Raw genomic sequence first — 26451 nt, 5'->3', positions numbered from 1 at the left:
ATTTTAGAAATTTACGCGAATCCTTAAATATTCAATATGCTACCTGGCAGCAACAACAAAAGAGTAGTCATTTATATCAATCCTCATTAATTCCGCAAGCAAAACAATATGCAAATGCAACCATGACTGCCTATCAAAATTTTCAAACCGATTTTCCAACATTAGCCAGAGCTTATGTGCGTCAATTAAACACCGAACTGGAAGGACTAAAAGTGAGCGTTGATCGGGATGTTTCTCGTATCAATCTTCTTTATTTACAGGGAAAATAAGATGAAAAAAAGAATCATTGGGATTTTAATTTTAATACTCGTTTTTTTAGCGGGCATGTGGGTTTATTCCCTTTGGCAACCCCAAAGCACCATGGACTCAACCGGAAATAAGCGCAAAATACTCTACTGGGTAGCACCCATGGATTCAAACTATCGACGTGATAAACCCGGCAAATCGCCCATGGGCATGGATTTGGTTCCAGTGTATGAAGACCAAGGTATGCAAGAAAAAGATATAATCAAAATATCACCAGATGTGGTGAATAATCTGGGCGTAAAAACTGCAAAAGTTACCCCTCAAAGCCTTTCTCGAATTGTCAATACGGTGGGGTATGTAACAGTCGATGAAAACAATATCGAACATATTCATACCTATACCGATGGTTGGATTAAAGAGCAATTCGTGAAAACAACTGGTGAGCCTGTCAAAAAAGGTCAACTGCTAATGACTCTCTATTCTCCAACGCTCAATAATGCCCAAGAAGAACTATTAATCGCTTTAAAAAGCGATAATAAAGCCCTAATAGAGGCTGGAAAGAAGAAATTATTAACCTTAGGTATGGCCAGCTCTCAAATCAATCAATTGATATCTACTCGAAAATTCACGGACAGAGTAAATATTTTTGCAAGCCAAGACGGCATTGTTTCTAAATTAAACGTCCGTGAGGGCCAGTACGTAAAACCCGATACTGAATTACTAAGCATTGAGGATTTATCCCAAATTTGGATTGTAGCTGAAGTTTTTGAATACCAGGCTGACTGGATTAAAAACCATCAAGCTGCCATTGCAACCCTGCCTTACCTGCCTGGAAAAACCTGGCAAGGCATGGTGGATTATGTTTATCCAAGACTTGATGCTAAAACGCATACTTTGCGTGTTCGTTTGGTTTTTCCAAACCCTGATTTAACCCTTAAACCCAATATGTACGCAAATGTTAAAATCATCAGCAAAACCATCAAAAACGCTTTGGCAATACCCAAACTAGCCTTGATTCGAACCGGCGAAGGCGATAGAGTAATCCTTGCTTTAGGCAAGGGCCGTTTTAAAGCACAATCGGTTCAAGTAGGCATTGAGTCCGGGGAGTATTATCAGATTATTTCCGGTCTTAAAGCAGATGACAACGTAGTCACTTCCGCACAGTTTTTAATCGACTCCGAATCTAATATGAAAGCGGCAATGGGTCGAATGGAAAGTGATACAACCACTAAGTCTGATGACGCTAAACCGGTTAAAGCAGAACATATTGGCATGGGCACAATTAAGGCCGTTGACGAACAAAAACACCTTATCACCATTCATCATCAACCCATACCCTCTCTAGGCATGGATGAAATGACGATGACTTTACCGGTGGCTAAAAGCGTATCTTTATCCTCAGCAAAAGCAGGCGATAGCCTTCATTTTATTATGATAAAACATAAAAAGGGCTACATCGTAACCAAAATCCACATCATGAATGATAAATCTCATGAAATGAAGGATAAAAAATGATAGCAAATGTTATTGAGTGGTCGATTAAAAATCGGTTTTTAGTGGTTATAATGACGCTTTTAGTAACTGCTGGTGGGATTTATTCTTTATTTAAAACGCCAGTGGACGCTATTCCGGACTTATCTGATGTTCAAGTCATTATCAAAACCTCCTATCCAGGCCAGGCACCCCAAGTCGTAGAAGACCAGGTTACCTACCCACTGGCCACAGCGATGCTTGCCGTACCTGGTGCTGTCACGGTTAGAGCTTATTCTTATTTTGGCGATTCCTATATCTATATTATTTTTAAAGACGGCACTGATCTTTACTGGGCTCGTTCTCGCGTTTTAGAATACCTAAACCAGGTCGCAGGACAATTACCTCCTGGCGCAACCCCACAATTAGGGCCCGATGCCACAGGTGTTGGCTGGGTTTATCAATATGCATTAGTCGATAAAACCGGCAAACATGACTTGTCTGAACTCACCACCTTGCAAAACTGGTTATTGAAATTTGAATTACAAACCGTGCCTGGGGTTTCAGAAGTTGCAACCGTTGGTGGCATGGTTAAACAATATCAAGTCATATTAGAACCCGATAAAATTCGTGCATATGACCTTCCCTTGGCGAAAGTAAAACATGCCATTATGAATGCCAACAGTGAAATTGGCGGTTCGGTCATTGAAATGGGTGAAGCAGAATATATGATACGCACCGATGGATACATTCAAAGCATCCGCGCTTTAAAAAATATTCCGCTTGGACTCAATGAACACGGCACACCCATCTTGCTCTCAAACGTTGCCAGGATTACTTTAGGACCTGAAATGCGCCGCGGCATTGGTGAGCTCAATGGTCAAGGCGAAGCCGTTGGCGGTATCATTGTAATGCGCCAGGGAGAAAATGCTTTAACCACCATAGAAGCGGTTAAGAAAAAACTGGAAAGCTTACAACAAAGCTTACCCAAAGGGGTTAAAATCGTTGAAACTTATAATCGTTCAAGTTTAATTCATCGTGCAATCGAAACATTGCAATCCAAATTAGTAGAAGAAACCATTGTCGTTATCTTGGTTTGTTTTTTGTTTTTATTTCATATGCGCTCATCACTGGTTGTGGTGATTAGTCTGCCCATAGGTATATTGTGCGCCTTTATTATTATGTATTTTCAAGGCATTAATGCCAACATCATGTCCTTAGGCGGTATAGCGATAGCCATAGGGGCAATGGTTGATGCCACCATCGTGATGATTGAAAATGTACACAAACACATTGAAAAAACGCCTTTAACTGATGAAAACCGATGGCAAGTCATTCGAGAGGCTTCACTGGAAGTGGGCCCACCGTTATTTTTCTCCTTACTGATTATTACCTTAAGCTTTCTACCGGTTTTTGCACTGCAAGCACAAGAAGGACGTTTGTTTGCGCCGCTTGCTTATACCAAAACCTACGCCATGGCTGCAGCCGCCGGTCTTTCAATCACATTGGTACCAGTACTGATGGGCTATTTTATTCGTGGAAAGATTTTAGCTGAAAAGAAAAACCCGATTAATCGCTTTCTCATTGCAAGTTATAAGCCCGTCATTCATTTAGTATTAAAAGCACCCAAAATCATACTACTTCTTACGCTCATAGTGGTTATTATCAGTTATTGGCCGTTTGCACGCTTGGGCTCTGAATTTATGCCAGAGTTAGACGAAGGCGATTGGATGTATATGCCGACCACATTACCTGGCGTATCGATTGGCAAGGCACGTCAAATACTACAGCTTACAGATAAACTGATAAAAAGTGTTCCTGAAGTAAAAACAGTCTATGGGAAAATTGGACGTGCCCAAACCGCAACTGACCCTGCTCCTTTAACCATGATTGAAACCGTGGTTCAATTTAAGCCAAAAAGTCAATGGCGCACGGGCATGACCACAAATAAGTTAAAAGAAGAGCTCAATCGACTCGTTAAATTTCCTGGCCTGACCAATGCCTGGGTGATGCCAATAAAAACACGCATTGATATGTTAGCTACGGGCATTAAAACACCCGTAGGAATTAAAATTTCTGGTCCATCGTTAGTTGAGCTGCAAAAAACAGGTAAACAACTTGAAAAAATCCTAGCAGAGGTTCCCGGTACAGCTTCGGTTTATGCCGATCGCGCCGCGGGCGGCCGCTATGTCAATATTAATATTGACCGTCAAGCGGCAGCCCGCTTTGGATTAAACATCAAAGATATTCAAGAAGTTGTCAGTACTGCCATCGGCGGCATGAATGTCACACAAACCATTGAAGGACGTGAACGCTATCCAGTCAATCTTCGTTACCCTCAAAACGAACGCGACTCAGTTGAAAACATAAAACTATTGCCCATTGTCACACCCTCTGGCACACACATTCCTTTAATGGCGGTTGCTGACATTTTCGTTGCCGATGGACCACCTGTGATAAAAAGTGAAGATGCCCGTCTAACAAGTTGGGTATTGGTTGATTTAAAAGACACCGATGTTGGCTCCTATATTAAACGTGCCCAAAAAACCATTGCCGAAAAACTAACCCTAAAGCCTGGTTATTCTCTTAGCTGGTCAGGGCAATATGAGTACATGCAGCGCGCAAAAGAGCGATTAATGATGGTTGGTCCAATAACGCTATTAATTATAATTTTTCTTTTATATCTCAATTTCAAACAACTCGGTGAAGTACTTGTGATTCTATTGACTCTGCCTTTAGCATTAACTGGCGGAGTGTGGCTGCTTTATTTGTTAAATTACAACTTGTCGGTTGCCGTTGGTGTTGGATTTATTGCCTTAGCAGGCGTTGCAGTTGAAATAGGTGTTGTGATGTTGGTTTATTTAAATCATGCGCTGAAAGAAACACTTGAAGAACACAAAAAAAAGCAAAGCCCATTAACTCAAGACAGTATTAAAGAGGCAGTTATTAAAGGGGCGCTGCTACGTATACGTCCTATTATTATGACCGTATCAGCAATCATTGGAGGTTTGTTGCCTATTATGATAACAGGTGGGACGGGTTCTGAAGTCATGCGCCGAATAGCTGCGCCAATGATTGGTGGGATGGTCAGTGCGACTTTGCTGACATTGATTGTCATTCCTGCGGTTTTTTTGCTATGGAAAAAACGCAAATTCAAAAATAATGAAGGATTATCTTCAGATCAGTGGTGTATTGCCGATGAAGATTAACACTAACTTTTATTTAAAAAGCTTCATGGGGTTCTTTTCAGGAAGGTACGAAATCTCCCGGAGCATCTCTATAACCCTTTACCAGTCTATGCTGTAGGCCATAAATCGATTTTAAATTAGATCTGTCAATTTCACTTAACCCTTTGTAAATATTAAAGTTTAATTTCATGTTATATTTCGTCTGGACATTACCGGGATTTTTTTAATCCAGGTGTCGTCAACTATTTTATTGTAGATCGCTTCAAGCCATTTTTTAGTATTACCCCCGCCAGGCGCGATCTCACTACTCCAATTATTTTTAGTCCAAAGATAAATTTCAAGGCCTTTTAATTGAATTTGCTTTGAAAATGCAGCTAGATCGATGCTGTTCTCAGGCATGATAGACAGATATCCCTCTATGTAAGGTTCTAACTTATCAGACCAATTTGTTTCTTCCCATATAATGGAGTGAAAAAATGGACGAGCAACATCCTCCATAAACCAATTGAAACTTGGTAGATCAAAATCGATAATGTGAATTTCCTTACCATCGGTTAATACATTACCTTCTCGATGATCGCCATGTGTTAATCCATAATTATTCAACGAGGACGACCTAACTTTATAATATTGAGTTATTTCCTCAAGAATCGATTGTAGTTCCTCTGATTCATTTTGAGCAGAACAACTTAGCTCATCTAGTGATTGTTGCCAATTAGTATAACTATGATGTTGCGGTTGATAGGTTTGTGCTGCTTTGTGTAGTTTTCCAAGAGCTTCGCCCCATGTTTTATATAACTCAATATCTTTATAATTAAACGTTATTGGTTTGCCTGGTACTTCTCGGCAAACATGTGCAAGAAATACCTCTTTTCCCTGTATAATTTGCTCAGACCAAAGACTATTTTTTGAAAGCAAGGGTTCACATACTGGAACATCATTATCAAACAAATGGCGCTGATAACTAATAGCGGCTAATAATTTTTTCTCTTCCCTTAGAGCTGCATGAGTCATCCGAAGATAATATTTTTCACGCCCTCGTTGAAACTGGTAGACTAAATTTATACCATCACTCACCAATATGACTGAATTAGAATCACCAGACCAGAGCTCAACGGCCTGTTTGGGTGTGTTTATAGGGTCTATTTTTTTTAATACTTCATTCCACATGGCTATGCTCACGTAGTTGGCGTTTTTTTACATAGGTATTTAAGCCAATATGATTACTATATCCGAGAAGGGTCGCAATTTTTCTAACTGACAATCCTAATCCCAGTAATTCTTTAATCTTAGGAACATCGCTATCAAATTTGCTTTTTTGAACTGTTCCTTTGGGTTTACCTAATTGAATACCTTTTGCTTTTTTACTTGCCAAAGCTTCTTTAGTTCGTAAGCTAATCAGATCCCGTTCAAGTTCAGAGAATAACGAAAATAGCGTGATCATCACTTTCGATGTCATATCATGTTGTTTGATATCTAAATTTTGCTTAATGGCGATTACTCTAACTTGTTTTTTAATTAACTCATTAACTAAACCAATGACCTCAGCAGTGCTTCGACCCAATCGACTCAGTTCTGTGACAATAAGTGTATCGGCATCATCCAATACTGAAAGCATTTCATCAATACGGCGTTCTTTGTTAGTTCTCCTACTTGAGATGGTCATCTCAATAAAATGATCCACCTCAAGTTGATTTTTTTTAGCAAACTCAAAAATCTCAAGCTTTTGATTGTTCAAATCTTGCTTGTCAGTTGAGGTGCGAATATAGGCAATAGTTTTAGCCATAATTTACTCAAAAAATAGTCCGTTAACGTTTAACCATGAATTGCATGACTAATTATACAGTTAAATATATAGATATAAAGTGTAAGACAACAACAAATTATATGTATAATAACGTCCGTTTTAATGCATACAAAAGTAACCAGTGGCGCGACTAAAAATACTTTCCAGTGACGACATTAATAAATTATACAAATTACCCATCCTGGGGGATAACGATAGACCTTTTGTATTTGATTTAGATGAGGAAGATAAAGAGTACCTCAATACTTTTGACGACATACCAAAAAAAATCAATTACATTTTACAAGTTGGTTTCTTTAGGATCTCGCAATATTTTTTTAGTTTCACGTTCCAAGGAATCAGGCAAGAGACCTGGTATGTTATTAAAACTTATTTTCCATCAGAGAAATTTCCAAAAAAACAAATAAGCAAGCGGCATCATTATGACAACCGTAATGCCATTTTAAAAAAATATGGTATGTCAATTTATTCGAGTAAGAATAAGGTTAAGGCCGTTGGGTATGCCAAGGAATTAATGAAGCAACATGCTGTGCCCAAATATGTATTTGATTCTCTATTAGAATACTTCCATCAGCATAAAATTGTTAGGCCATCCTACACCACATTGCAAGAGGTGGTTTCTCAAGCCTTGAACAATGAAAAAAATAGATTAAGTAATAAGATATACACCCTAACCGACAAGCCGTTCAGGGAACTATTGGCCAATTTTCTCGAAAAAGATGATTTATTTTATCAATTGACTGCTGTAAAAAAAGACCAAAAAGATTTTACAACCAGTGAGATTAATACCTCCATAAAAAATCATCAGTTTTTGTCCGCTCTTTATCAAAGATCCATCGAGGTCATTAAAGAACTGGGTATTTCAGAGCAAAACATCCTGCATTATGCTGATTTAGCCATGTACCATACCTGTTACGGTTTGCGGGTTATGAGACAAAAAAACTTATCCAGATTGTATCTTATGTGCTACGCACACCAACGCTATTTGAAAATCAGTGATCACTTGGTTGCCAGTTTTGGTTACAAAATGAATTATTACACAGGTGAAGCGGAGTCTTACCAGGCACAAGCCATTTGTGATGCTAAGGACGAAGACAAAGACCAACGTCATGCAGCTGCTGCGATTTTATCACTGGTAAACAATAAGAAGGTAGCTGATTACGAAATACGGGAAAAATCCTATGAGATTATACCAGCAGAGAAATTCCAACAGTTTATACAAAAAATTAAAAAACCAAATTTTACACCTGAGTTTTATCGCTGGAAATACTACAGTGATGCAGCTTCGACCATTAAGCTAAATACCCGGGCGGCATTTAAAGCTCTGGATTTTCAGGCTAAAAATAAAGCATTAAATGCCGCGATTGTCTTCTTGAAAAGCCACTTTAACTCTAATAAGTCATTTAGCACTTATCAATTTAAGGATATACCCATTGATTTTATACCCAAGGTGCTTCAACGTTATGTGATTAAAAAGGTTAGGAGAGATAAAAATAATAAAAAAATAAAATGCATTGATCCTGATAGGTATGAAGTGATGCTTTATCTTCAAATTGAAAAGAGCCTAAAGACAGGCTCAGTTACCGTTTATAATAGCTTGTCTTATCGTTCATTAAATGATGAGTTACACCCAAAACAGGATTGGGATGAAAACAAAGACTCTATCATTAAAAGCCTTGAGAATAAGCTTCTTGCAACGGATATAAACGATATTCTTAAAGAGCTTTCTGGTCGATTGTCCCTGCGTTACCAAGAAATAAACGGTAAAATTGCCTCAGGTGAAAATAACAAAATTAAGCTCAAACATAACAAAAATGGGGAGGTTATTCGCTGGCATTTACCTTATAAAAAATCAGATGATGGTGTTAACAATCCTTTTTATGAGAACTTACCTCTAACAAGCATCGGAGAAATCATACAATTTGGTAATAATCATACCGGATTTATGAAGAAATTTACTCATATCTTGCCAATAGGCAGTAAGAAACAAGCCAATGAGGCTGCATTATCAGCTTGCCTTGTTGCGAAAGGTACTGGAATTGATATTGATAAAATGAAAGATATTAGCGATGTTAAAGAGCATGACCTAAAGTCAACTTACGCTGATTTTATTCGACACATGACCTTAACACAAGCAAGTGATGTAGTAATGAATCATGTAAAAAAATTACCTATATTTGAAAAATATACTCTGGCTGATTATGGAATACATGCGAGCATTGATGGCCAGAAGTTAGAAACAAAATTTAATTCCATTATGGCAAGATTCTCAACAAAATATTTCGGGTTTGGTCAGGGGGTTTCTGCTTATACATTGTTTGCAAACTGGTTGCCCCTATGCACAAAAATTATTGGAGCAAATGAACATGAAAGCCATTATCTTTTTGATATGCTCAATAGTAATACCAGTGATATTGAAGTTGCAGCAGTATCTGGGGATATGCATAGTATAAACCGAGTCAATTTCATCATTTTATTCCTTTTTGGCTATCGTTTTATGCCGAGATTTACTCAATTAGATAAGAAAGCGAGTTCTAATCTGGTTAGTTTTGACGACCCTAAGCTTTATGAAGAAATGCTTATAAAGCCAAGTAAAAAAGTGAACGTCAAATTAATCATTAAAGAGTGGGATAATATTCTAAGAATAATGGCAACACTTGGGCTTAAAAAGAGTAGCCAAAGTACCATTGTAAAAAAACTATCATCATATCAGTCTAATGATACGCTACGGGCACTGATTGAGCTGGATCAAATCATCATGACTTTATACATGCTTGATTATATTGATGATGAAGGAATGCGCAAAACGGTCCATCGTTCTTTGAACCGAGGTGAGTCGTACCACCAAATAAGAGCCGCTATCGCTAAGATAAGTAGTAGAAAGTTAGCTGGAAAAACAGAGATTGAACTTACTATTAATAATGAATGCGCACGCTTACTCGCTAATTGCATTATTTTTTACAATGCATCGCTTCTTTCAGGGCTTTATGAACATTATAAAAAGAATAAAATGGAGGACGAATGGTTAAAAATTATTCGATTATCTCCAGTGGCATGGCAACATATTAACTTGATTGGAATATATGAATTTTATAACAACAAAAAATGCCTTAATTTACAAGAGCTTATACAAGGTTTGATATCCAACGAAAAAATCAATTTATTGGCTACAACCTAGACTAGTAAAGGGCTATAAGGTCGTGCTGGGAAATTTCGTACCTTCCTGCAAAGAACCCCTTAAAGGTTATCTCTATGACTTACATTACTTCCATGTATGGATAGCCGACTTTTATCAGCAAGATGTATCGTTTCTTGATATAACAGAAGACCAGCTGGCCATCGATTGGACGTTAACTAATGATGATTATCAGTTTGTTACTGAAAATACCCGCGGTTTTAAGCAAACCATCAAATTTGCAGTCCAGCTTTGTCATCTTCGGGCACAGGGCTCTTTCTTGGATCACACCGCCAACCTACCCATATCAGCACTGGGTTATCTAGCCAGGCAATTAGGTGGTGTACTTTCTACCCAGCCTTCATTCGCTAAAAACACCTATAGCTATAGTTGGGAAGAAAAAATTTGCTTTTATTTAAACTACCAGAAATTTGATGGGGATCAGTCTTTATTATTAGAACAGTGGTTAGTGAGTCAATTAAAAAGAGAACCGATTGATAAACAGAAACTATCCGTCATGGCATTAGAGCATTTAAAAAAATCCCGTATCGTATTGCCATCCAAAATTACCCTGGGCAGGATGATAAGCCAAAAAGTGAACCAGGCTATTGAACGTTTTCACCGTGATATTGCCCATTCACTCCCATCAGAGAAACGAGCTTTATTACAAAACCTGATAACACCTGAGAACAAAGGTTCTTATAGTCGCTTTGCCGAACTCAAAAAATCCCCGGCAAATGCCAATAGCACGGTAATGGAAGAATACCTGGGTTATTTTGAAGAAATCCAAAAAATGGGTATTTTGGAGTGTGACCTATCCCATATACATCCTGATGTTATTGCCGCTCTTGCAAAAAAAGGCCGTTATTATACCTCCTCGCAAATGCGTGAGATTGCTTCAAAATTAAAACGGGAAGCCATCATTATTTGCTTTCTGTATGAAACGGTAAAAAACATCCTTGATTACTTAATTAGCATGTACAAAAGGATTTTACTCGATATTAATCGACGGTCTAAAAATGAAGTGTCTGCTGAGCGTGTACGAGTATCGCAAAAAAACAAAGGGAAATTAAAGTCTGCCAGTAATTTTATAAGACAGGCATTTTCACAAGAGTCAGTCCAAAATTTATCGCTTATTCAGTTTATTGAGCAATTTAATCGAGAAGACATGCTGGAATCTGCCAGTGCCTGTGAAGCTATTGATAAGCTCGAAGAAACAGGAATATCCGATAAGATTGCTGCGCGTTTTTCCTATATTCGCCAATTCTCAAAGCAATTTTTTAAATTTGGAATTAAAAGCAAAAGTTGGCTTAAAATCATTGCTCAGTGGACTTGAAATATTGCGCAAACTCCATGCGGAGGAAATTGACGCGTTACCAGAGAATGTGCCAACTGAATTTCTTCCTCAAATGTGGAAGGACGTTTTATATGATGAAGATGGTAAAATAAAACCCCATCATTGGGAAATGGGCTTTTATTACGCACTTAAAAAAGAACTTGGCTCAGGTGATGTTTTTATTAGTGAGAGCAGACACAATCGTTATTTTTGGGATACTGTCTATGGAGAGCAGCCTTGGAAAAAAGAGCGTGAACAGCAGTATTTAAATCTTAATCTACCCAGTGAGTTTGATGCCATTTTGGATGAGCTTAAGGGGGAATATCATCGAATTGCCACTAAGGTACGCAATACCTTACCCAATAATGATTTTGTGACCATTAAGGATGGCAAGTTTCATTTTACTCGCGATGATGCGCTGATCATATCGCCTGAAGTAGTACGGTTACGAAAATTAATCCAATCTAATATGCCATCCGTCAGAATCGAGCAACTTTTATCAGATGTTGCCAGATTTTCAGGATTTACCACGGGATTTACTCCATTTTATTCGCCGGATAAAACGATTAAAGTACCTAGAAAACCGCTATTAGCGGCTATAATTGCCCATGCTATAAACATTGGTCTGCTTGGCATGGGATCTAGTGCAGTCGGTATTGACGTTGATTCTCTAACGCATGCATCACATACTTATTTAAGACAAGACACCATCAAAGAAGGAAATCGTCAGCTAATCAACCATCTCCTAACGTATCCCATTAGTGATGAAATGACGAACGGCGCTTACTCTACGTCCGATGCCCAGCGTTATGCTATTGAAGCAAAGTGTTCACTTTCATCCTATTATCCCAGGTACTATGGTTATTATGAGCGAGCACTGTCTATTTACACCCACATATCAAAGGGCAGTGTCTTTGGCACTCAGGTTATCTCAACCAGTGAGCGAGAAGCAACTTATGTACTTACCGGATTATTGGAAAACGATACGTTACTTAATCCCGAATTTCACAGTACAGATACCCATGGATACACAGAGCATATCTTTGCCTTGTGTCACTTACTTGGATTTAATTTTCATCCAAGACTCAAGGACTTAGCGGAACAAAATCTTTATAAAATTGATGGCACTATGAGTTATGGCGATTTGGATGATGTGTTCGCCGGTACTATAGATACCGATCTGATTCGCGAAAATTGGGATCAAATTGTCCGTATAATTGCCTCATTAAAAAATGGATTAGCCCCTGCTCATGTGATTATCCAAAAATTAGCGAATCGGACGGATAACGTATCTAAAGCTATTCGTGCTTTAGGTCGCATTATCAAAACCATTTATATTCTTCGTTATATTTCAGACAAAGATCTTCGCTATGCCGTTCATTTGCACCTAAATCAAGGTGAATCAAGGCACCAATTAGCAAAAAAACTGTTTTTTCTCAATAGAGGTGTCTTTAAAACAAGCGATTATGAAGAAATAATGAATAAATCCAGTTGCCTAAGCTTAGTATCGAATGCTGTCTTGGTATGGAATACGCACCATATACAAAAAGTTGTTGATAGGCTTCGCGCGGAGGGGTATGTCATTTCAAGTGAACATTTGCAAAAAATATCTCCGCTGATGTTTAAGCATATTCAAATTCATGGAACCTATCATTTTGAAGATATTTAACGATGGAGAACTTTTATGGTAACAATATTTAATTATTTATGGGACACCGCATGGTTCGCGCAATATGCGAATTGAGTTTTTTTAATTTGTTTCCTTAAACCCAGGCATAGGATTTTCTCAATGAAACATCTATTTTTGCAGGGCCGTACAGTTGCGCTCCTGGCCGTAATCGTTCCGTTACTCGCACTGTTCGGCTATGTCGCTCTGCGATCCGGACCACTAGCACCGGTGGCCGTAACGATTGCAACGGTCGAATCACAGGTGCTCACACCAGCTCTGTTTGGTATTGGTACCGTAGAGGCACGTTACACTTACAAAATTGGCCCTATATTTGCGGGACGTGTGAAACAGCTGAATGTGGATGTTGGTGATCAGGTGAAGGCAGGACAGGTACTCGGCGAGATGGACTCGGTCGATCTCGATGAGCGCATTCGTTCACAAAAATCGGCATTTAATCGTGCAAAAGCTGCATTGAGCGAAGCGCAAGCACGACAAGCTTATGCACAAACTCAAGCGCGTCGCTACGCCAAATTGCTGGTTAGTCACTCAATAAGCGAGGAAATTGTCACTACCAAGGGACAGGAACTACAAATTGCCGATGCGGTGCTGTCTGCTGCGCAAGAAGACCTCGCCAGAGCCCAGCATGACTACATTGCATTGATTGTACAACGGGACAATTTGCGTCTGATCACTCCAGCTGACGGGGTGGTAGCCGTGCGCTACGCGGATCCCGGCACGACCATCATCGCAGGCCAAGCGGTGGTGGAAGTGATTGATTCCAAGAGTCTGTGGATTAACGTGCGTTTCGATCAAATCAATGCATCGGGTCTCACTGCCAACCTACCCGCACGCATCGTGCTGCGTTCGCGCAGAGGCCAAACATTGAAAGGCCACGTGCTACGGGTGGAACTCATGGCCGATGCAGTTACCGAAGAAACACTTGCTAAAGTGATTTTTGATAACCAACCTGAGCCTTTGCCTTCAGTGGGTGAGCTGGCCGAAGTTACAATCGATATGCCGGCACTGCTCACTGCCTTGGTCATTCCCAACGCAGCTGTCCACCGTGAGGGTGACGAACTGGGAGTCTGGCAGTTAGTGGATGACGACGTGCGCTTCACCCCTGTCAAATTGGGAGCTTCCGATCTTGATGGACGCGTACAAATAAGCGAAGGACTCAAGAATGGCGACCAGGTGGTACTCTATAGTGAAAAGGCGCTGACTCCGTACAGCCGTATTTATGTGGTTAAGCATATTCCTGGAGTGTCACGATGATAAGCCTGGCTGGCCGTGATATTCTCCATGCATGGGGTAAGTTCGTTTTCACTGGCATCGGTCTGGGGCTACTCATTGGTGTGACCCTCATCATGGCGGGAGTATATCGAGGCATGGTGGATGATGGCAAGGCACTACTTGATGACAGCGGAGCCGACTTATGGGTAGTGCAAAAGGATACATTAGGCCCTTATGCTGAGCCGTCCAGCATCAACGACGACGTGTACAGAAGCATCATGGTGATGCCTGGAATCTCCCAAGCTGTGAACGTAACTTATCTGACGATGCAGGTACGTAAGGGAGGCCGCGATGTACGGGCGATGGTGGTCGGTATCGCACCAGGCGAGGTGGGGACGCTTGGATGGCCGCGTTATCTCGTGGCTGGAAGGCAGATTACGCGTGGCCACTACGAGGTGGTGGCTGACATTGCTTCTGGCTTTAAACTGGGCGATCGTCTCACCATACGACGCAATTATTATACTGTAGTCGGGCTAACTCGCCGCATGGTGTCCTCCAGCGGTGACCCGATGGTATTTATCCCGCTAAAGGATGCCCAAGAGGCACAGTTCCTTAAAGATAACGATGCCATTTGGCAAAGCCGCCGTCGTACTGAAATAAACCCTGCCTTCAACCGCCCTGGTATACTGGGTTTGCTAGATGCAGTTAACTCATCACAAAGCACCAATGCTTTTGTCAATGCCGTACTGGTGATACTAAAACCGGGTTATGCACCGGATGATGTGGCCAAATCTATTCGTCGTTGGAAGCGGTTGACGGCTTATACTCGATCTCAGATGGAAGGCATTCTTATCGGTAAGCTCATCGCTACCTCAGCCAAGCAGATTGGCATGTTTCTGGTTATCCTGGCTGTTGTCAGCGCTGCCATCGTGGCCTTCATTATTTATACGCTGACTATGGACAAAATTCGTGAAATCGCAGTATTAAAGTTGATAGGTACCCGCAATAGCACCATCGCCTCGATGATTCTACAGGAGGCTCTCGCCTTGGGCTTGATCGGTTTTATGGTGGGAAAAATCACCGCGACATTTGCCGCACCGCTGTTCCCAAAATATGTGTTACTCATGCCGATTGATTCCGTTGCGGGATTTTTTGCTGTACTTACGATTTGTGTGCTGGGAAGCATCATCGCTATTCGCATGGCGCTCAATGTCGATCCAGCAGAAGCCATTGGAGGGTAACATGGGTATTAAAGGTATTTATATTGAAAATTTGAGAAAACGCTATGGTAAAGGTGACTCCGCCGTATATGCCTTGAAAGACGTGAACATGCAGGTTGCTCCTGGGGAAGTAGTGGGACTCATCGGACCTTCTGGCTCCGGCAAGAGCACCCTACTTAAATGCCTGGGCGCGGTGATTGACCCGACGGCAGGACGAATGATCTTGGGCGATGTCGTGATTTATGATGACAGATGGAAAGTCCGAGATCTACGCGCCTTGCGGCGAGACAAGATTGGTTTCGTTTTTCAGGCGCCGTACCTGATTCCATTTCTTGATGTCACTGATAACGTTGCGTTGTTGCCAATGCTGGCTGGTGTCTCTAATAACGAGTCGCGATTAAAAGCGCTGGAATTGCTTACCGCACTGGATGTCCAACACAGAGCACGCGCCATGCCATCACAGCTTTCCGGTGGTGAACAGCAGAGGGTGGCGATTGCGCGAGGCCTGGTCAATCGCCCGCCCGTAATCTTGGCTGACGAGCCGACCGCACCGCTTGATAGCGAGCGTGCCATGGCCGTCATTCGCATCCTTAATGAAATGGCGAGCAAGTTTGAGACTGCCATCATCGTAGTCACTCATGACGAAAAAATCATTCCCACTTTCAAACGTATCTACCACATCCGGGATGGTGTAACCCATGAGGAGGTTGGCGAGGGGAGGGGAGGGGATTGAGTGACTAATAAATAGAGCATTCACAGTTCGGACATGATCCGGAGCTAGGCGTTCATCATGGTATAGAACCAGCCTCTGCCATGCGGGCCATTGCGCTTTCTCACGGAATCGAGGTGCTTGATGGAACAGCAGAATTTTTACCTTACCAGGGTTGCTATTTTGATTTTTCCTTATTAATTAACATCTTATGTTTTCTTGATGATCCAGAAAAAACGTTGCATGAATTATATTGAGAGAACCCGTTATTCGACTTTTAGTAAACAGGTATTACCTACCATATAGTTCGTGCAATATGCTAACTGAGTTTTTGGTAATTTTCTTCCCCATACCCCTATAGGCAAATCCGGTCATTGAGTTCAGACGAATTAAAAGAAATGAATCATTTTTCGCAAATGAAAAGCTTAGATATCTATCTCTGGTGTAAATACAACTGGTTTGAAGAAACAGCGCCAGGAGGAAAGCCGCGGGAAGAGTGGCTTCATGACTTAAAAACTATGGCATTAACTCCTTTGTTTTATGCTCAATAACCGATTAACTCCTATTGAGGTGGATAATGAATAATATCATGGATGCGCGATAGCTCATTGGTTGGATTCCGGTAACCATGCGGTTGATTGGCATTAAAACGCAGTCCTTCTCCTTTGGAAAGTTTTTTCCAGCCCCCGCCTAACAAAAGCTCAATGGTTCCATCCACAACAATGACATGCTCAATGACTCCATGTTTATGGGGAGGTGAAAGATGTTCACATTCGGGCAATAACTCAATAACAAATAATTCAAAATGGAGTTGTTCATCAAAAGGAAACAAGGGAAATATTCGTATTTTTTCATCATCTGGATGCAAGGTTTCTGCATGTCCCGCTCTATAAACAGGATGGGTTGAATTATCCAGGCTGTCTTCAATAAACGATGAAAAGGAGGTTTGAAAGCCGCTCGCAATTTTCCATAAGGTAGAAATCGTTGGACTTGATTCTTCTCGTTCAATTTGCCCAAGCATCGCTTTAGAAACACCGGTCTCAAGTGCTGTTTTATCTAAACTCCAACCCCGTTCTTGTCTTAATGATTTTAATGTTTTTGCAATACGGTTTGAAATTTCTTGCATGATGTCCCTTAATAAAAGCTTGTGCGTTTTAGCGCACGAGCATATACTGGTTTATTATGCGTTATAACGCACGAATTGTGAAGTAGATTGTGGAGGACTGTATGGTGGAACACCCTTTTAAAAACAAACTGGTTGCGGTGCTTAATAAGCGTATACGCACCAGGAAAAGTGATGAATGCGCTTGCTCATATGTGCATTGGTCTAGGTGCTGAGATTGGTGAAGAAGAGATGCGTTTAACCGATTATCGAGATGCAGATGGAGGATCTCATCCTTATATTTCAGAAATACCATTTATCATTCTTTGTGAGAACTCCAATAAAATTAGAACATTACGCCAGAATGCTTTAGCAAAAAATGTTCTTTTTAATGATTTTACCGATACGATGACTGTGGGTACCTATCAAGAGCAAATTGAAAGAACAGCGCAGGTTAACGATAGCGATCTGATTTACTATGGCATTGTTTTATTTGGGGATTGGGACGTAGTGACAGAACTTACTAGAAAGTGTTCTTTGTGGCGATGATGGGTGAATGATCATGATGAATAAAGGTAAAAATTTAAGTAAAAGCGCACAAATCATACAGGATTTTTTATTTCAAAAAGGGATATCATGTGAGGTCAAGGAACTTGATTCAAGTACACGCACTGCAAAAGATGCCGCTGATACTTTGGGATGTAGTGTTGCTCAAATTGTGAAGTCACTATTATTTTGCACTGAAAAAACCAACAAGCCGGTATTGGTATTAGCAAGTGGTGTTAATCGTGTGAATGAGAGCGAGATTGAACGTCTCATCAATGAACCTATTGGGAAGGCTGATGCAGATTTTACACGAGAAATCACTGGTTTTGCGATTGGTGGGGTTCCTCCCGTTGGCCATAAAAATGTTATTGATACTGCTCTTATTGATGAAGATTTGTTATGCCATGAAATTCTTTGGGCCGCAACAGGAACGCCCAATGCCGTGTTTTCATTATCTCCCGATGAGCTTAAACAGCTAACCAATGGGATAGTGGTCAAGGTTAGAGAATAAATTATGCAAAAAATATTTTGGGATAATCCCTATCAACGTCAATTAATGACTAAAGTGATATCAGTGAATGAGAATCGACTACTTTTTGCAGAGACTATTGGTTTTTCGTTTTCTGGTGGTCAGGAAAGTGATACAGTCCGCGTGAATGGCTTGATGGTTACTCATTCTGAAATAGAAGATGACTTGATTTATTATACATTACCTTCGGGGCATGGGCTTTCTGAAGGGGATGTTGTCCTTATGGAAATTGACTTTGTTCGTCGCTACAAATTAATGCGTCTTCATTTTGCTGCTGAATTAATCTTGGAACTGGTCCAAAGAATGCTTCCCATTGAAAAAATAGGTGCTCATATTGCTGAACATAAAGCTAGAATCGATTTTAGCTATCAGCACAATATTTCGGATATCTTTGACTCTCTTTTGTTTGAATACAATCAAATTATTGCAAAAGATATGCTTATTCGCACTGGGTTTTCTGATGAGAAGAGTCAAAGACGTTATTGGGAAATCGAAGGATTTTCTAAGGTTTCTTGTGGTGGAACACATGTAAAATCAACTGCTGAAGTGGGTTATATTACGTTAAAAAGGGCTAATGTGGGTAAAGGTAAAGAACGAATTGAAATTTATCTGATACAATAAATTATCTTAAAATAAAGTGTTTTAGCCACAAAAAATGTCTTTAATTCTAGAGGGTTGATGAGTGAATGCAGAAGAAATTACAGTCTTAAATGATTTAAAAAACGATATAAATCAATTACTGGGATTTCATGAAACACCAAGGATTAATTATGGTCCTTGTGGCGCGTTTGCCAAATTATTTTTTGATGCTTGGAATAGCCGATTTAAGGATAAAGTGCATATTGTTTTTGTGATGATGACATCCCATGAAGAGTGCTGGCATATTGCATTACGCATGCCTTCAGGAGAACTTTATGATGGTGGAATTGGCCTTCATTGTGAAGAAGTTTATGGAGAAGGTTATTTATTTGAAGATATGATCGAATATGATCATGAACGTTTGGAAAAATGGTCTTATGGTCTTGAACGTGAGTATCCACGATTTTGTCCTGATTTTAATAAAGAAGTGGTGAATTCATTGATTATTCATCATCTAGATCGATTGCGATCCCAAGGAAGTTGAGTTAATGCGTTATTTATCTCAATAAGCAATTCAAAAATTAAGTAAAGAGCATTACTCAAAACCGTGTTTTGTTTTTTTGGACTGGCTCTGTTTCTCCTAGGGAAGGAACGCAAGGTCGGATATTTGATGAGAAAATCGCTATGAAACAAGAACACCAACGGATTTATGAGCTAGAGACTTCTCTTTTAAATCCGAAAACGAGAAAATCGATTACCCAACTGAAGCTACTGATTGCTGATGAATTTATCGAGTATGGGGCCTCTGGTTCAATTTACAATAAGAATGACCTACTTGATTCTCTTCCAGAAGAAGAGCCACGAAGCTATAGGGTTAATGATTTTTCAGTTTTAGAGGTGTCGCCCGAAGTCATGCTTGCAACTTATAAAGTTACCGTTGCCTCAAAAAGTTCCTTGCGTTCTTCGCTCTGGCAATACAAACACAATCGTTGGCAAATGGTGTTTCATCAAGGCACACCTTGCCAGGAGGAGTAATTCATTTTTACAGGTATTAAGATGATAACAATAGCCTATCTAAAACATCACTCCGATTGCATTCCAGAGCTTGCTAAGATTTGGTATGAAGTATTGGGAAAAATTTGGGTTCCTGATGTGCCTATTTCACGTGTAGAAGAAAATTTACGAAATCATTTAAACATCAATCAGTTACCGCTCACTGTTGTTGCTTTTGATGAAGACAAGCCTGTCGGAATGTGCTCTTTGCGCGTGAATGACGGGATCCGTCCTGAATTAACTCCATGGCTAGGCTCGTTAGTGGTAGCGCCAAGCCATCAAAAACAAGGCATTGCAAAACATCTTATTCATCGAGTCAAAGAAGAGGCCCAAGCACTAGGGTTTAAAAATCTTTATCTTTTTGCTTTTGACCCTACCATTCCAGAATATTACAGTCGTCTTGGTTGGCGCACAATTGGCATGGACGAATTTAAAGGACATCCTGTCACCGTCATGGAGATAATGTTGTGAAGATTAGACAATTGTTTGATGCGGATTGGCATCTATGGAAAGAAATACGTTTAGAAGCTCTGACCAACTCACCAGAAAGCTTCGGCTCTTCTTATGAAGAGGAAGTGTTTATGTCCGATACTGATTTTCAAAATGGATTAAGTAAAGGGTATGTATTAGGTGCCTTTGTTGATGATTTATTAGTGTCTTGTGCTGGATTCTATATGCTTAATTCACTTAAAACAAAACACCGTGGTGTACTTTGGGGTATGTATACTCGCCTTGAATACAGAGGGAAAGGAATTGCAACAGCATTAATTCAAACCCTGATTCAGCATGCAAGAACCTGTGTTACTCAATTGCACCTGACCTGTGTAGTAAGTAATTTTGTGGCTCGCGCTTTTTATCAAAAGCAAGGGTTTCGAATTTATGGTACTGAACCTAAAGCGCTCAAAATTAATGATACCTTCTATGATGAATATTTAATGGTATTGGATTTTAAAGAGGAACCCATGAAAAAACTAGCTACCTATCAGAGCCTGTGTACTGAAGTATATGATTTAAGTAAACCTAATGCACCACAAAATGAGTACTCATTCTATCGAAGCTATGCTGTAGAAGCTAAGGGCCCCATTTTAGAACCCATGTGCGGCACAGGTCGATTTTTATTACCTTTGGTTGAAGAAGGATTTGATGTTCATGGCTTTGACGCAAGTCAGCCAATGCTAGAACGATTGCATGCAAAAGCTATTAGCAAAAACCTTAAGCCAAAAGTCTGGCATGGTTTTATTGAAGATTTAAATCAATCTGAGAAGTACTCTTTGATTTTTATACCCAGTGGTTCATTTGGTCTCATTACTGAAAAGGCGGATATCCAAAAAGCCTTAAAAATCATTTTTGAACATCTGGAAGATAAAGGACTCTTTGTATTTGAAGTAGAAACACGTCAAGCCGTGCCTAAAGAATTAGGTATATGGAGAGGCTCAAGATGGCCTAAAGAAGATGGAACACTTATAGTCTTGAGCCAATTAGCCACGCTTGATAATGATGTTTGTTACTCTATTGGCAAATATGACTTGGTTGATAACAACTGTGTAGTGCAAACAGAGGTTGAGGAATACAAAATTCGCATTTATCAAGACCCTTCTTTGTTGCGCAATTTGCTTACTGAGGTTGGTTTCAGCAATGTACGGATGGTTAAAGGATTTGACCGAAACGCATCAACTGATGAAAAAGACGACAGTATTGTTTTTGAATGTAGAAAATAATTGAGGATAAAAATGAAGGTTCTATGTCCAACACCACTGCAAAAAGGAGACATCGTAGGGCTTATCTCACCGTCGAGCCCTATTAGGGAACAGGATATAGAAGCGGGAGTGCATTTATTAAAGTCGCATGGATTTAAGGTAAAGTATGCAAAGCATATGTTTGTATCAGAACGATTTTTAGCGGGAAAAGACTGTGATCGTGCAAATGATGTGATGGATTTCTTTAAAGATTCTGAAGTGAAAGCAATTATTGCAACCCGAGGCGGACAAGGTTCACAACGTCTTTTACCTTTTTTAGACTATGAATTAATTAAGAAAAACCCAAAACAATTATTCGGGTTTAGTGATACCACCGCGTTGCAATTAGGCCTATTTAAAAACAGTGGCTTAGTAAGTTATACAGGATTTACTTTGACTATTCATTTGAGTACTCAGGTTAAAAAAACATTTCTTTCCTCTTTATTAGGCCAAGAGTACACAATTTCCAAAGGAATAAAGGTTCATGCAGGTGTTAGTCGAGGTCCTTTACTTGGTGGAAATTTAACTCTGATGACTAATTTAATGGGCACACCCTATCTGCCTAGTTTTAAAGAAAGTATTTTGTTGGTAGAAGACGTTGGTGTCGAGCCCTATAATATTGATGGTATGTTCTCACAATTAGATTTAGCAGGAATTTTTGATGAGGTTTCTGGTGTTATTTTTGGAACATTTGAGCACTGTAAAAGTAAGAAATCGAATCAGAGCGATGGTACGGTCGAAGACGTAATCAATGAATGGGCTTCAAAAATAAAAGTACCTTGCATTAAAGAGTTTCCCTATGGACACGGTAAGCAAAATTGCATTCTTCCAATTGGCAAAGTGGTTACTTTAGATGCAGATAATACTTGCATTACAATTCAAATTTAAAAAAAGAAATAACCACTACTGATGAGAACATTGTTTAATAGAGGCATAAATGAATACACAAGAAATACCCAAAGAGTATCAACATATTTCTCCAGCAGGTGCTGAAGTTCGATTGCTGATGAATAATCATTTAGGTGGAATGGCTCACTGTACTTTAAAGGCGGGAACGATTTCCAAGGCGGTTCGACATAAAACGGTATCTGAATTTTGGCATGTCCTTTCTGGGGAAGGTGCACTTTGGCGTAAGTTAAATAACGAAGAGAGCATTACTCCTTTAACTGCTGGAATCAGCATTGATATTCCCTTGGGAGCACATTTTCAATACCGAAGTGATGCAGCAGACTTGGTGTTTATTTGCGTTACCATGCCACCATGGTCAGGCAGTGATGAGGCAAGCTATGTTGAGCATGGTGCCTGGCTTCCTACATTGGAATAAATGAGATGACTTTAAAATTATCGTTTTTAGAAAATCCAGATCCTGATGATGTTCAAATATTAACAAATGGGATTAAGGCGTACGCCAAACAACAAAGAGGCTTCGAATCCTTAGATTTCTTTGCATGCTTTATTCGTGATGCAGACAATAGCGTTGTGGGTGGTTGTAGTGGCGGAACTCTCTATGGAGGTCTTCATGTTGATAATCTTTGGGTGAGTGAGTCCATCAGACATCAAGGATGGGGAACGAAGCTCATGCAAGCGGCATTGAGGTATGGCAATGAAAAAGGTTGTGCTTTTGCAACAGTCAACACCATGGATTGGGAAGCAATAGAATTTTATAAAAAATTAGGGTTTAAACTTGAGTTTGAGCGGCACGGGTTTCAAAAAAAATCTATTTTTTATTTTTTGCGCAAAGAATTTCAGGAAACAAGAGATATCGGACTCTTTAATAGTGATTCAGTCTCAAGCTTAAGTCAAAAACCAAAATTACCTGTATCAGAGTCTGTAGTGAGCGAAGAGGTTGTCTCAATAAACAATGCCTCTCATTTTAAGTGGGGACAAGATTGTGATGGGTGGTGGTTAAAAAATAATGGTCAGTTTAGTGTTATTTATGAAACGATGCCCGCAGGAAGTTGTGAGATAAAGCATTATCATCAGGAAACAGAGCAATTTTTTTATTGTTTACAGGGACAATTGGTTATTGAGTTTGAAAATGATGAACAAGTGTTACAGGAACAGGAAGGAATAACTATTAAAGCAAGGGCAGCCCATAAAGTGAAAAACTGTTCAGGAAATTTGGTTTCTTTTTTGGTGATTTCATCGCCTAATCTATCTGGCGATAGAGTGAATCTGGAGCCATAAAATGTCCATTGAATTGATTATCCGCAAAGCATTAATTGATGATGTTCAACATCTTCTACCTTTAATGGGACAATTGGGTTACCCGCAATCGCCTGATGAGTTGCAAAGACGACTTGAACTATTTACTAGTGAACTGCATTACGGTGTTCTTCTTGCGGAAATTGAAGGAAAAGTTGTTGGTTGGATTGCCTGGTCCAAGAGCTATCTTTTTGTTTCCGAAACAACAAGATTTCATATTGAAGGCCTTGTGGTCGACCAAAGTTATCGTAATCAAGGAATAGGTAAAAAGCTTATGATTACTGTTGAGGATTTTGCCAGGCAATTTAGTCCCTGTATCATTGACTTGACATCGGGACTTAGGCGAGCGAAAGAGGGCTCCCATAATTTTTACAAATCGCTTGGATATCAGAATGAAGGTCATATGGCGAAACTGTATTTAAGGAAAGTGCTGTGAACATCAAAGAATTACAATCTGCTTTAAAAGTTGAGACAGCAACATTAGATGATTATCCTATCATCCAAAACATGGCTCGATTTTATGTATATGAACTCTCGCGTGACTGTGGTTTTATTTCAGATGATTGGGTTTTACCTTCCGATGGCTTGTATGAAAGCTTTGACTTTAAAAATTACTTTGAAGAACCGACAAGAAAAGCCTTTCTGATTAAAGTAGGCAATGAATTGGCGGGTTTTGCCTTATTAAATCAAGAAGGAATTTACCCGGATACTGCGTGGAATATGGGCGAGTTTTTCATTACTGCTAAGTTTCAAGGCAAAGGTTTAGGATATTTGGTTTCCTCTGAACTTTGGAAAATGCATCCCGGCTTATGGGAAGTTTCTGTGATTCCGGAAAACAAGCGAGGGCTTAGCTTTTGGCGCAATACTATTTCAAAAATTACACTGGGTAATTACCAGGAAGAAATCAAAACAGTCAATTATGATCCGCATCAACCGCAACGAGTTATTTTTCGTTTTGATAGTAATGTACAGAATTCAGGGGAACCCTTAGAAAGCACGAAAGAATATCAAATCCAATTTGTTGATGAACTTGATGAAGCTACGGAAAAACGCATGACAAAAGGATTTATTGCCTATGAGGCTCAGCATGGTATCGACGTTAATTATCGACGTTTTTCAGTGACCATTTCTTCTGCCCAAGGGGAAGTTTTTGGTGTGATTAATGCCTTTACTGCGTTTTCAGAAATTTATGTGGATGATATTTGGGTAGACAGTGCTCATCGTGGTAAAGGGTATGGCAAGCAGCTATTGCTTGCTCTAGAGCATCACTTCAAAGGGCAGGGCTTTAATAATATCAATTTAGTGACCAGTGCTTTTCAAGCTCCAGAGTTTTATAAAAAGTGTGGTTTCATGGCAGAATTTACGAGAATCAATAAAAAAAATCCCAAGTTAAGCAAGACATTTTTTGTTAAATTTTTTAACGAAGAATTAGAAACACAAGGCATTCTTAAGGCAGCTCATAGTGAATAAAAATCAACTGGAAACAATCTGTAAAAAATTAAAGATGAAGCAACCTTGCGACTTGCCTCAAAGAGTTTACGGCGGTCTTTTACATAAAATGTGGTATTTGGAATGCAATGGCTTGCAATTTGCTGTAAAACAGCTCAATAAAAGGATTAAGTTAACTGAAGAAGTTAAATCCCAATATGAATTGACAGAAGAGATAGCCTTCCAATTTTCCCAGCGTACTATTCCCGCAGTTCATGCTCTAAAATTAGAAAATAATTACTTAATCCTTTCAGAAGATGAGACTTTTCTTGTTTATCCTTGGATAACAGCAAAAGCATTGGATAAAGACGCTATATCTGAAGTGCATTCGCTTAAAATAGCCACTTTCTTGGCTAAAATTCATCGCATTAATCTTAATGTTCCTGAACTGAGCGCTCAAGAATTTGATATTCATCCCAATGAAAAAATTAGTGTGTTAATAGACCAGTCAGCAAGCCAAAATTTGGTGTTTAAGGATCAATTAAAAAGTAATCAACGGATTATAATTGAGCTTAACGACCTCTATCAAAAAGCAATACCTATTCTACAAAGTAGCAGTGTAGTAAGCCATGGTGATCTCGATCAGAAAAATGTTCTATGGGATAAAAATGATGCTCCGTTTCTTATCGATTGGGAATCTGCGCGAAAACTTAATCCCACTTATGAAATAGTCAATTGTGCTCTTGATTAGAGTGGAATTACTACTCAACTGTTTCATCAGCCTTTATTTATAAAAATGTTAAAGACATACGCATCTTCTGGAATAACAATAAATCACGATCATTTGGAAGCGGCCTTTTATGGTGTTCTGGGCAATTGGATCAATTGGTTGGTGTATAATATAGAGCGTTCTTTTAGCTCTGATAAAGAGCAGCAGGATATTGGTATTGAGCAGGTTCTTCAAGTTTTGCCTACTATTATTCAAGTCAAAGAGAGTATTAGAGAATTAACTCAATTAGTAACACATGAATTAAGAATAAACTGTTAACTTTATTCAACTTTGATTACCATATCGCACGAAATTAACTTAAGTTTCAAGGAATGCTTCATGACGAACATCAACAATACTAGAATATGATTTAGCTTATTTACAACATTATTGATGACAAAGCATATATTACCAACATCAAATATTTCAAAAAAACTATTAATCAAGCGCTATG

27 protein-coding genes and 2 pseudogenes are annotated in these 26451 nt (G+C 39.5%); 26 read left to right on the top strand and 3 right to left on the bottom strand.

Annotated features, from left to right (window positions below):
* The 3 genes and pseudogenes from LDG_RS19600 to LDG_RS06910 form a co-directional block, all read left to right on the top strand.
* Positions 1 to 269: pseudogene (locus LDG_RS19600) on the top strand (TolC family protein); the annotation flags it as partial.
* Between the two features lies 1 nt (position 270).
* Positions 271 to 1761: an efflux RND transporter periplasmic adaptor subunit gene (locus LDG_RS06915; protein ID WP_006870518.1), complete on the top strand. Its 1491-nt coding sequence runs from the start codon at positions 271 to 273 to the stop codon at positions 1759 to 1761.
* Positions 1758 to 4925, top strand: a complete 3168-nt coding sequence (locus LDG_RS06910; protein ID WP_006870517.1) for an efflux RND transporter permease subunit — start codon at positions 1758 to 1760, stop codon at positions 4923 to 4925. Before LDG_RS06915 ends, LDG_RS06910 begins: the two co-directional genes overlap by 4 nt.
* A gap of 165 nt (positions 4926 to 5090) precedes the next feature.
* Here the strand turns inward: LDG_RS06910 and LDG_RS06905 are convergent, their stop codons facing one another.
* Positions 5091 to 6074 (bottom strand): phosphotransferase enzyme family protein, encoded by a 984-nt coding sequence (locus LDG_RS06905; protein ID WP_006870516.1) that lies wholly within the window; start codon positions 6072 to 6074, stop codon positions 5091 to 5093.
* Entirely contained in the window at positions 6064 to 6690 is a 627-nt protein-coding gene (locus LDG_RS06900; RefSeq protein ID WP_006870515.1) for a recombinase family protein, read from the bottom strand. The genes LDG_RS06905 and LDG_RS06900 overlap by 11 nt, the downstream gene beginning before the upstream one ends.
* A 142-nt stretch (positions 6691 to 6832) precedes the next feature.
* Between LDG_RS06900 and LDG_RS06895 the strand changes: the two genes are divergently transcribed.
* From LDG_RS06895 to LDG_RS18915, 8 genes are all read left to right on the top strand, one after another.
* Positions 6833 to 9889 (top strand): Tn3 family transposase, encoded by a 3057-nt coding sequence (locus LDG_RS06895; RefSeq protein ID WP_006870514.1) that lies wholly within the window; start codon positions 6833 to 6835, stop codon positions 9887 to 9889.
* Positions 9890 to 9911: 22 nt separating this feature from the next.
* Positions 9912 to 11222: a DUF4158 domain-containing protein gene (locus tag LDG_RS06890; protein ID WP_040534774.1), complete on the top strand. Its 1311-nt coding sequence runs from the start codon at positions 9912 to 9914 to the stop codon at positions 11220 to 11222.
* Complete coding sequence (locus LDG_RS06885) at positions 11173 to 12891, top strand: Tn3 family transposase (protein ID WP_040534773.1); 1719 nt, start codon at positions 11173 to 11175, stop codon at positions 12889 to 12891. The genes LDG_RS06890 and LDG_RS06885 overlap by 50 nt, the downstream gene beginning before the upstream one ends.
* Positions 12892 to 13011: 120 nt before the next feature.
* Positions 13012 to 14163: an efflux RND transporter periplasmic adaptor subunit gene (locus tag LDG_RS06880; protein ID WP_006870511.1), complete on the top strand. Its 1152-nt coding sequence runs from the start codon at positions 13012 to 13014 to the stop codon at positions 14161 to 14163.
* Positions 14160 to 15362: an ABC transporter permease gene (locus tag LDG_RS06875; protein WP_006870510.1), complete on the top strand. Its 1203-nt coding sequence runs from the start codon at positions 14160 to 14162 to the stop codon at positions 15360 to 15362. The genes LDG_RS06880 and LDG_RS06875 overlap by 4 nt, the downstream gene beginning before the upstream one ends.
* A 1-nt stretch (position 15363) precedes the next feature.
* Entirely contained in the window at positions 15364 to 16074 is a 711-nt protein-coding gene (locus LDG_RS06870) for an ABC transporter ATP-binding protein (protein WP_006870509.1), read from the top strand.
* Positions 16075 to 16085: 11 nt separating this feature from the next.
* Positions 16086 to 16307: a methyltransferase domain-containing protein gene (locus tag LDG_RS20690; protein ID WP_407635269.1), complete on the top strand. Its 222-nt coding sequence runs from the start codon at positions 16086 to 16088 to the stop codon at positions 16305 to 16307.
* A 117-nt stretch (positions 16308 to 16424) separates the two neighbouring features.
* Complete coding sequence (locus LDG_RS18915; protein ID WP_006870507.1) at positions 16425 to 16601, top strand: hypothetical protein; 177 nt, start codon at positions 16425 to 16427, stop codon at positions 16599 to 16601.
* 11 nt (positions 16602 to 16612) lie between these two features.
* On the opposite strand, the gene LDG_RS06865 is transcribed toward LDG_RS18915, so the two are convergent.
* Positions 16613 to 17176 carry a helix-turn-helix domain-containing protein gene (locus LDG_RS06865; RefSeq protein ID WP_006870506.1) on the bottom strand — a complete coding sequence of 188 codons (564 nt, stop codon included), beginning with the start codon at positions 17174 to 17176 and terminating at the stop codon, positions 16613 to 16615.
* Positions 17177 to 17347: 171 nt separating this feature from the next.
* Between LDG_RS06865 and LDG_RS06860 the strand changes: the two genes are divergently transcribed.
* From LDG_RS06860 to LDG_RS20150, 15 genes and pseudogenes are all read left to right on the top strand, one after another.
* A complete protein-coding gene (locus LDG_RS06860) occupies positions 17348 to 17701 on the top strand; it encodes a DUF2000 domain-containing protein (protein ID WP_006870505.1) in 354 nt (117 codons plus the stop codon).
* A gap of 16 nt (positions 17702 to 17717) precedes the next feature.
* Positions 17718 to 18209 (top strand): YbaK/EbsC family protein, encoded by a 492-nt coding sequence (locus LDG_RS06855; RefSeq protein ID WP_040534777.1) that lies wholly within the window; start codon positions 17718 to 17720, stop codon positions 18207 to 18209.
* A gap of 3 nt (positions 18210 to 18212) precedes the next feature.
* On the top strand, positions 18213 to 18848 hold the full coding sequence (locus tag LDG_RS06850) for an alanyl-tRNA editing protein (protein WP_006870503.1): 636 nt from the start codon (positions 18213 to 18215) through the stop codon (positions 18846 to 18848).
* Positions 18849 to 18909: 61 nt separating this feature from the next.
* Positions 18910 to 19350, top strand: coding sequence for a hypothetical protein (locus tag LDG_RS06845; protein WP_006870502.1), 441 nt, complete (start codon positions 18910 to 18912; stop codon positions 19348 to 19350).
* Between the two features lie 140 nt (positions 19351 to 19490).
* The gene (locus LDG_RS06840; RefSeq protein WP_006870501.1) at positions 19491 to 19841 is read left to right on the top strand and encodes a nuclear transport factor 2 family protein; all 351 of its coding nucleotides are present in this window, start codon (positions 19491 to 19493) and stop codon (positions 19839 to 19841) included.
* A gap of 21 nt (positions 19842 to 19862) precedes the next feature.
* Complete coding sequence (locus LDG_RS06835) at positions 19863 to 20330, top strand: GNAT family N-acetyltransferase (protein WP_006870500.1); 468 nt, start codon at positions 19863 to 19865, stop codon at positions 20328 to 20330.
* Positions 20327 to 20779 (top strand): annotated as a pseudogene (locus LDG_RS20510) (N-acetyltransferase family protein); the annotation flags it as partial. The gene LDG_RS06835 and the pseudogene LDG_RS20510, both read left to right, overlap by 4 nt.
* Positions 20780 to 20821: 42 nt before the next feature.
* Positions 20822 to 21577 (top strand): class I SAM-dependent DNA methyltransferase, encoded by a 756-nt coding sequence (locus tag LDG_RS20155; protein ID WP_040534776.1) that lies wholly within the window; start codon positions 20822 to 20824, stop codon positions 21575 to 21577.
* 12 nt (positions 21578 to 21589) lie between these two features.
* Entirely contained in the window at positions 21590 to 22483 is an 894-nt protein-coding gene (locus LDG_RS06825) for a S66 peptidase family protein (RefSeq protein ID WP_006870498.1), read from the top strand.
* Between the two features lie 49 nt (positions 22484 to 22532).
* Entirely contained in the window at positions 22533 to 22919 is a 387-nt protein-coding gene (locus LDG_RS06820) for a cupin domain-containing protein (RefSeq protein ID WP_006870497.1), read from the top strand.
* A 5-nt stretch (positions 22920 to 22924) separates the two neighbouring features.
* Positions 22925 to 23782 (top strand): GNAT family N-acetyltransferase, encoded by an 858-nt coding sequence (locus tag LDG_RS06815; protein ID WP_006870496.1) that lies wholly within the window; start codon positions 22925 to 22927, stop codon positions 23780 to 23782.
* A 1-nt stretch (position 23783) separates the two neighbouring features.
* Positions 23784 to 24236: a GNAT family N-acetyltransferase gene (locus LDG_RS06810; protein WP_006870495.1), complete on the top strand. Its 453-nt coding sequence runs from the start codon at positions 23784 to 23786 to the stop codon at positions 24234 to 24236.
* Complete coding sequence (locus LDG_RS06805) at positions 24233 to 25270, top strand: GNAT family N-acetyltransferase (protein ID WP_006870494.1); 1038 nt, start codon at positions 24233 to 24235, stop codon at positions 25268 to 25270. Before LDG_RS06810 ends, LDG_RS06805 begins: the two co-directional genes overlap by 4 nt.
* The gene (locus LDG_RS06800; RefSeq protein ID WP_006870493.1) at positions 25263 to 25979 is read left to right on the top strand and encodes an aminoglycoside phosphotransferase family protein; all 717 of its coding nucleotides are present in this window, start codon (positions 25263 to 25265) and stop codon (positions 25977 to 25979) included. Before LDG_RS06805 ends, LDG_RS06800 begins: the two co-directional genes overlap by 8 nt.
* Before the next feature lie 45 nt (positions 25980 to 26024).
* Positions 26025 to 26276 carry an acetyltransferase gene (locus LDG_RS20150; RefSeq protein WP_233491430.1) on the top strand — a complete coding sequence of 84 codons (252 nt, stop codon included), beginning with the start codon at positions 26025 to 26027 and terminating at the stop codon, positions 26274 to 26276.
* Positions 26277 to 26451 lie beyond the last annotated feature (175 nt).

This window comes from Legionella drancourtii LLAP12 (genome assembly GCF_000162755.2).
Lineage (GTDB): Bacteria > Pseudomonadota > Gammaproteobacteria > Legionellales > Legionellaceae > Legionella > Legionella drancourtii.
The sequence above is the reverse complement of the archived record's forward strand: the minus strand, read 5'-3'. Positions and strand labels throughout refer to the sequence as shown.

Bases quoted from the DNA above. Each gene is read 5' to 3' on its own strand.
- LDG_RS06835 (WP_006870500.1), top strand. From the start codon at position 19,863: ATGATAACAATAGCCTATCTAAAACATCACTCCGATTGCATTCCAGAG.
- LDG_RS20155 (WP_040534776.1), top strand. From the start codon at position 20,822: ATGAAAAAACTAGCTACCTATCAGAGCCTGTGTACTGAAGTATATGAT.
- LDG_RS06875 (WP_006870510.1), top strand. From the start codon at position 14,160: ATGATAAGCCTGGCTGGCCGTGATATTCTCCATGCATGGGGTAAGTTC.
- LDG_RS06880 (WP_006870511.1), top strand. From the start codon at position 13,012: ATGAAACATCTATTTTTGCAGGGCCGTACAGTTGCGCTCCTGGCCGTA.
- LDG_RS06870 (WP_006870509.1), top strand. From the start codon at position 15,364: ATGGGTATTAAAGGTATTTATATTGAAAATTTGAGAAAACGCTATGGT.
- LDG_RS06840 (WP_006870501.1), top strand. From the start codon at position 19,491: ATGAAACAAGAACACCAACGGATTTATGAGCTAGAGACTTCTCTTTTA.
- LDG_RS06820 (WP_006870497.1), top strand. From the start codon at position 22,533: ATGAATACACAAGAAATACCCAAAGAGTATCAACATATTTCTCCAGCA.
- LDG_RS06900 (WP_006870515.1), bottom strand. From the start codon at position 6,690: ATGGCTAAAACTATTGCCTATATTCGCACCTCAACTGACAAGCAAGAT.
- LDG_RS06910 (WP_006870517.1), top strand. From the start codon at position 1,758: ATGATAGCAAATGTTATTGAGTGGTCGATTAAAAATCGGTTTTTAGTG.
- LDG_RS06825 (WP_006870498.1), top strand. From the start codon at position 21,590: ATGAAGGTTCTATGTCCAACACCACTGCAAAAAGGAGACATCGTAGGG.
- LDG_RS06855 (WP_040534777.1), top strand. From the start codon at position 17,718: ATGAATAAAGGTAAAAATTTAAGTAAAAGCGCACAAATCATACAGGAT.
- LDG_RS06860 (WP_006870505.1), top strand. From the start codon at position 17,348: ATGAATGCGCTTGCTCATATGTGCATTGGTCTAGGTGCTGAGATTGGT.
- LDG_RS06915 (WP_006870518.1), top strand. From the start codon at position 271: ATGAAAAAAAGAATCATTGGGATTTTAATTTTAATACTCGTTTTTTTA.
- LDG_RS06905 (WP_006870516.1), bottom strand. From the start codon at position 6,074: ATGTGGAATGAAGTATTAAAAAAAATAGACCCTATAAACACACCCAAA.
- LDG_RS20150 (WP_233491430.1), top strand. From the start codon at position 26,025: ATGTTAAAGACATACGCATCTTCTGGAATAACAATAAATCACGATCAT.
- LDG_RS06815 (WP_006870496.1), top strand. From the start codon at position 22,925: ATGACTTTAAAATTATCGTTTTTAGAAAATCCAGATCCTGATGATGTT.
- LDG_RS06810 (WP_006870495.1), top strand. From the start codon at position 23,784: ATGTCCATTGAATTGATTATCCGCAAAGCATTAATTGATGATGTTCAA.
- LDG_RS06865 (WP_006870506.1), bottom strand. From the start codon at position 17,176: ATGCAAGAAATTTCAAACCGTATTGCAAAAACATTAAAATCATTAAGA.
- LDG_RS06850 (WP_006870503.1), top strand. From the start codon at position 18,213: ATGCAAAAAATATTTTGGGATAATCCCTATCAACGTCAATTAATGACT.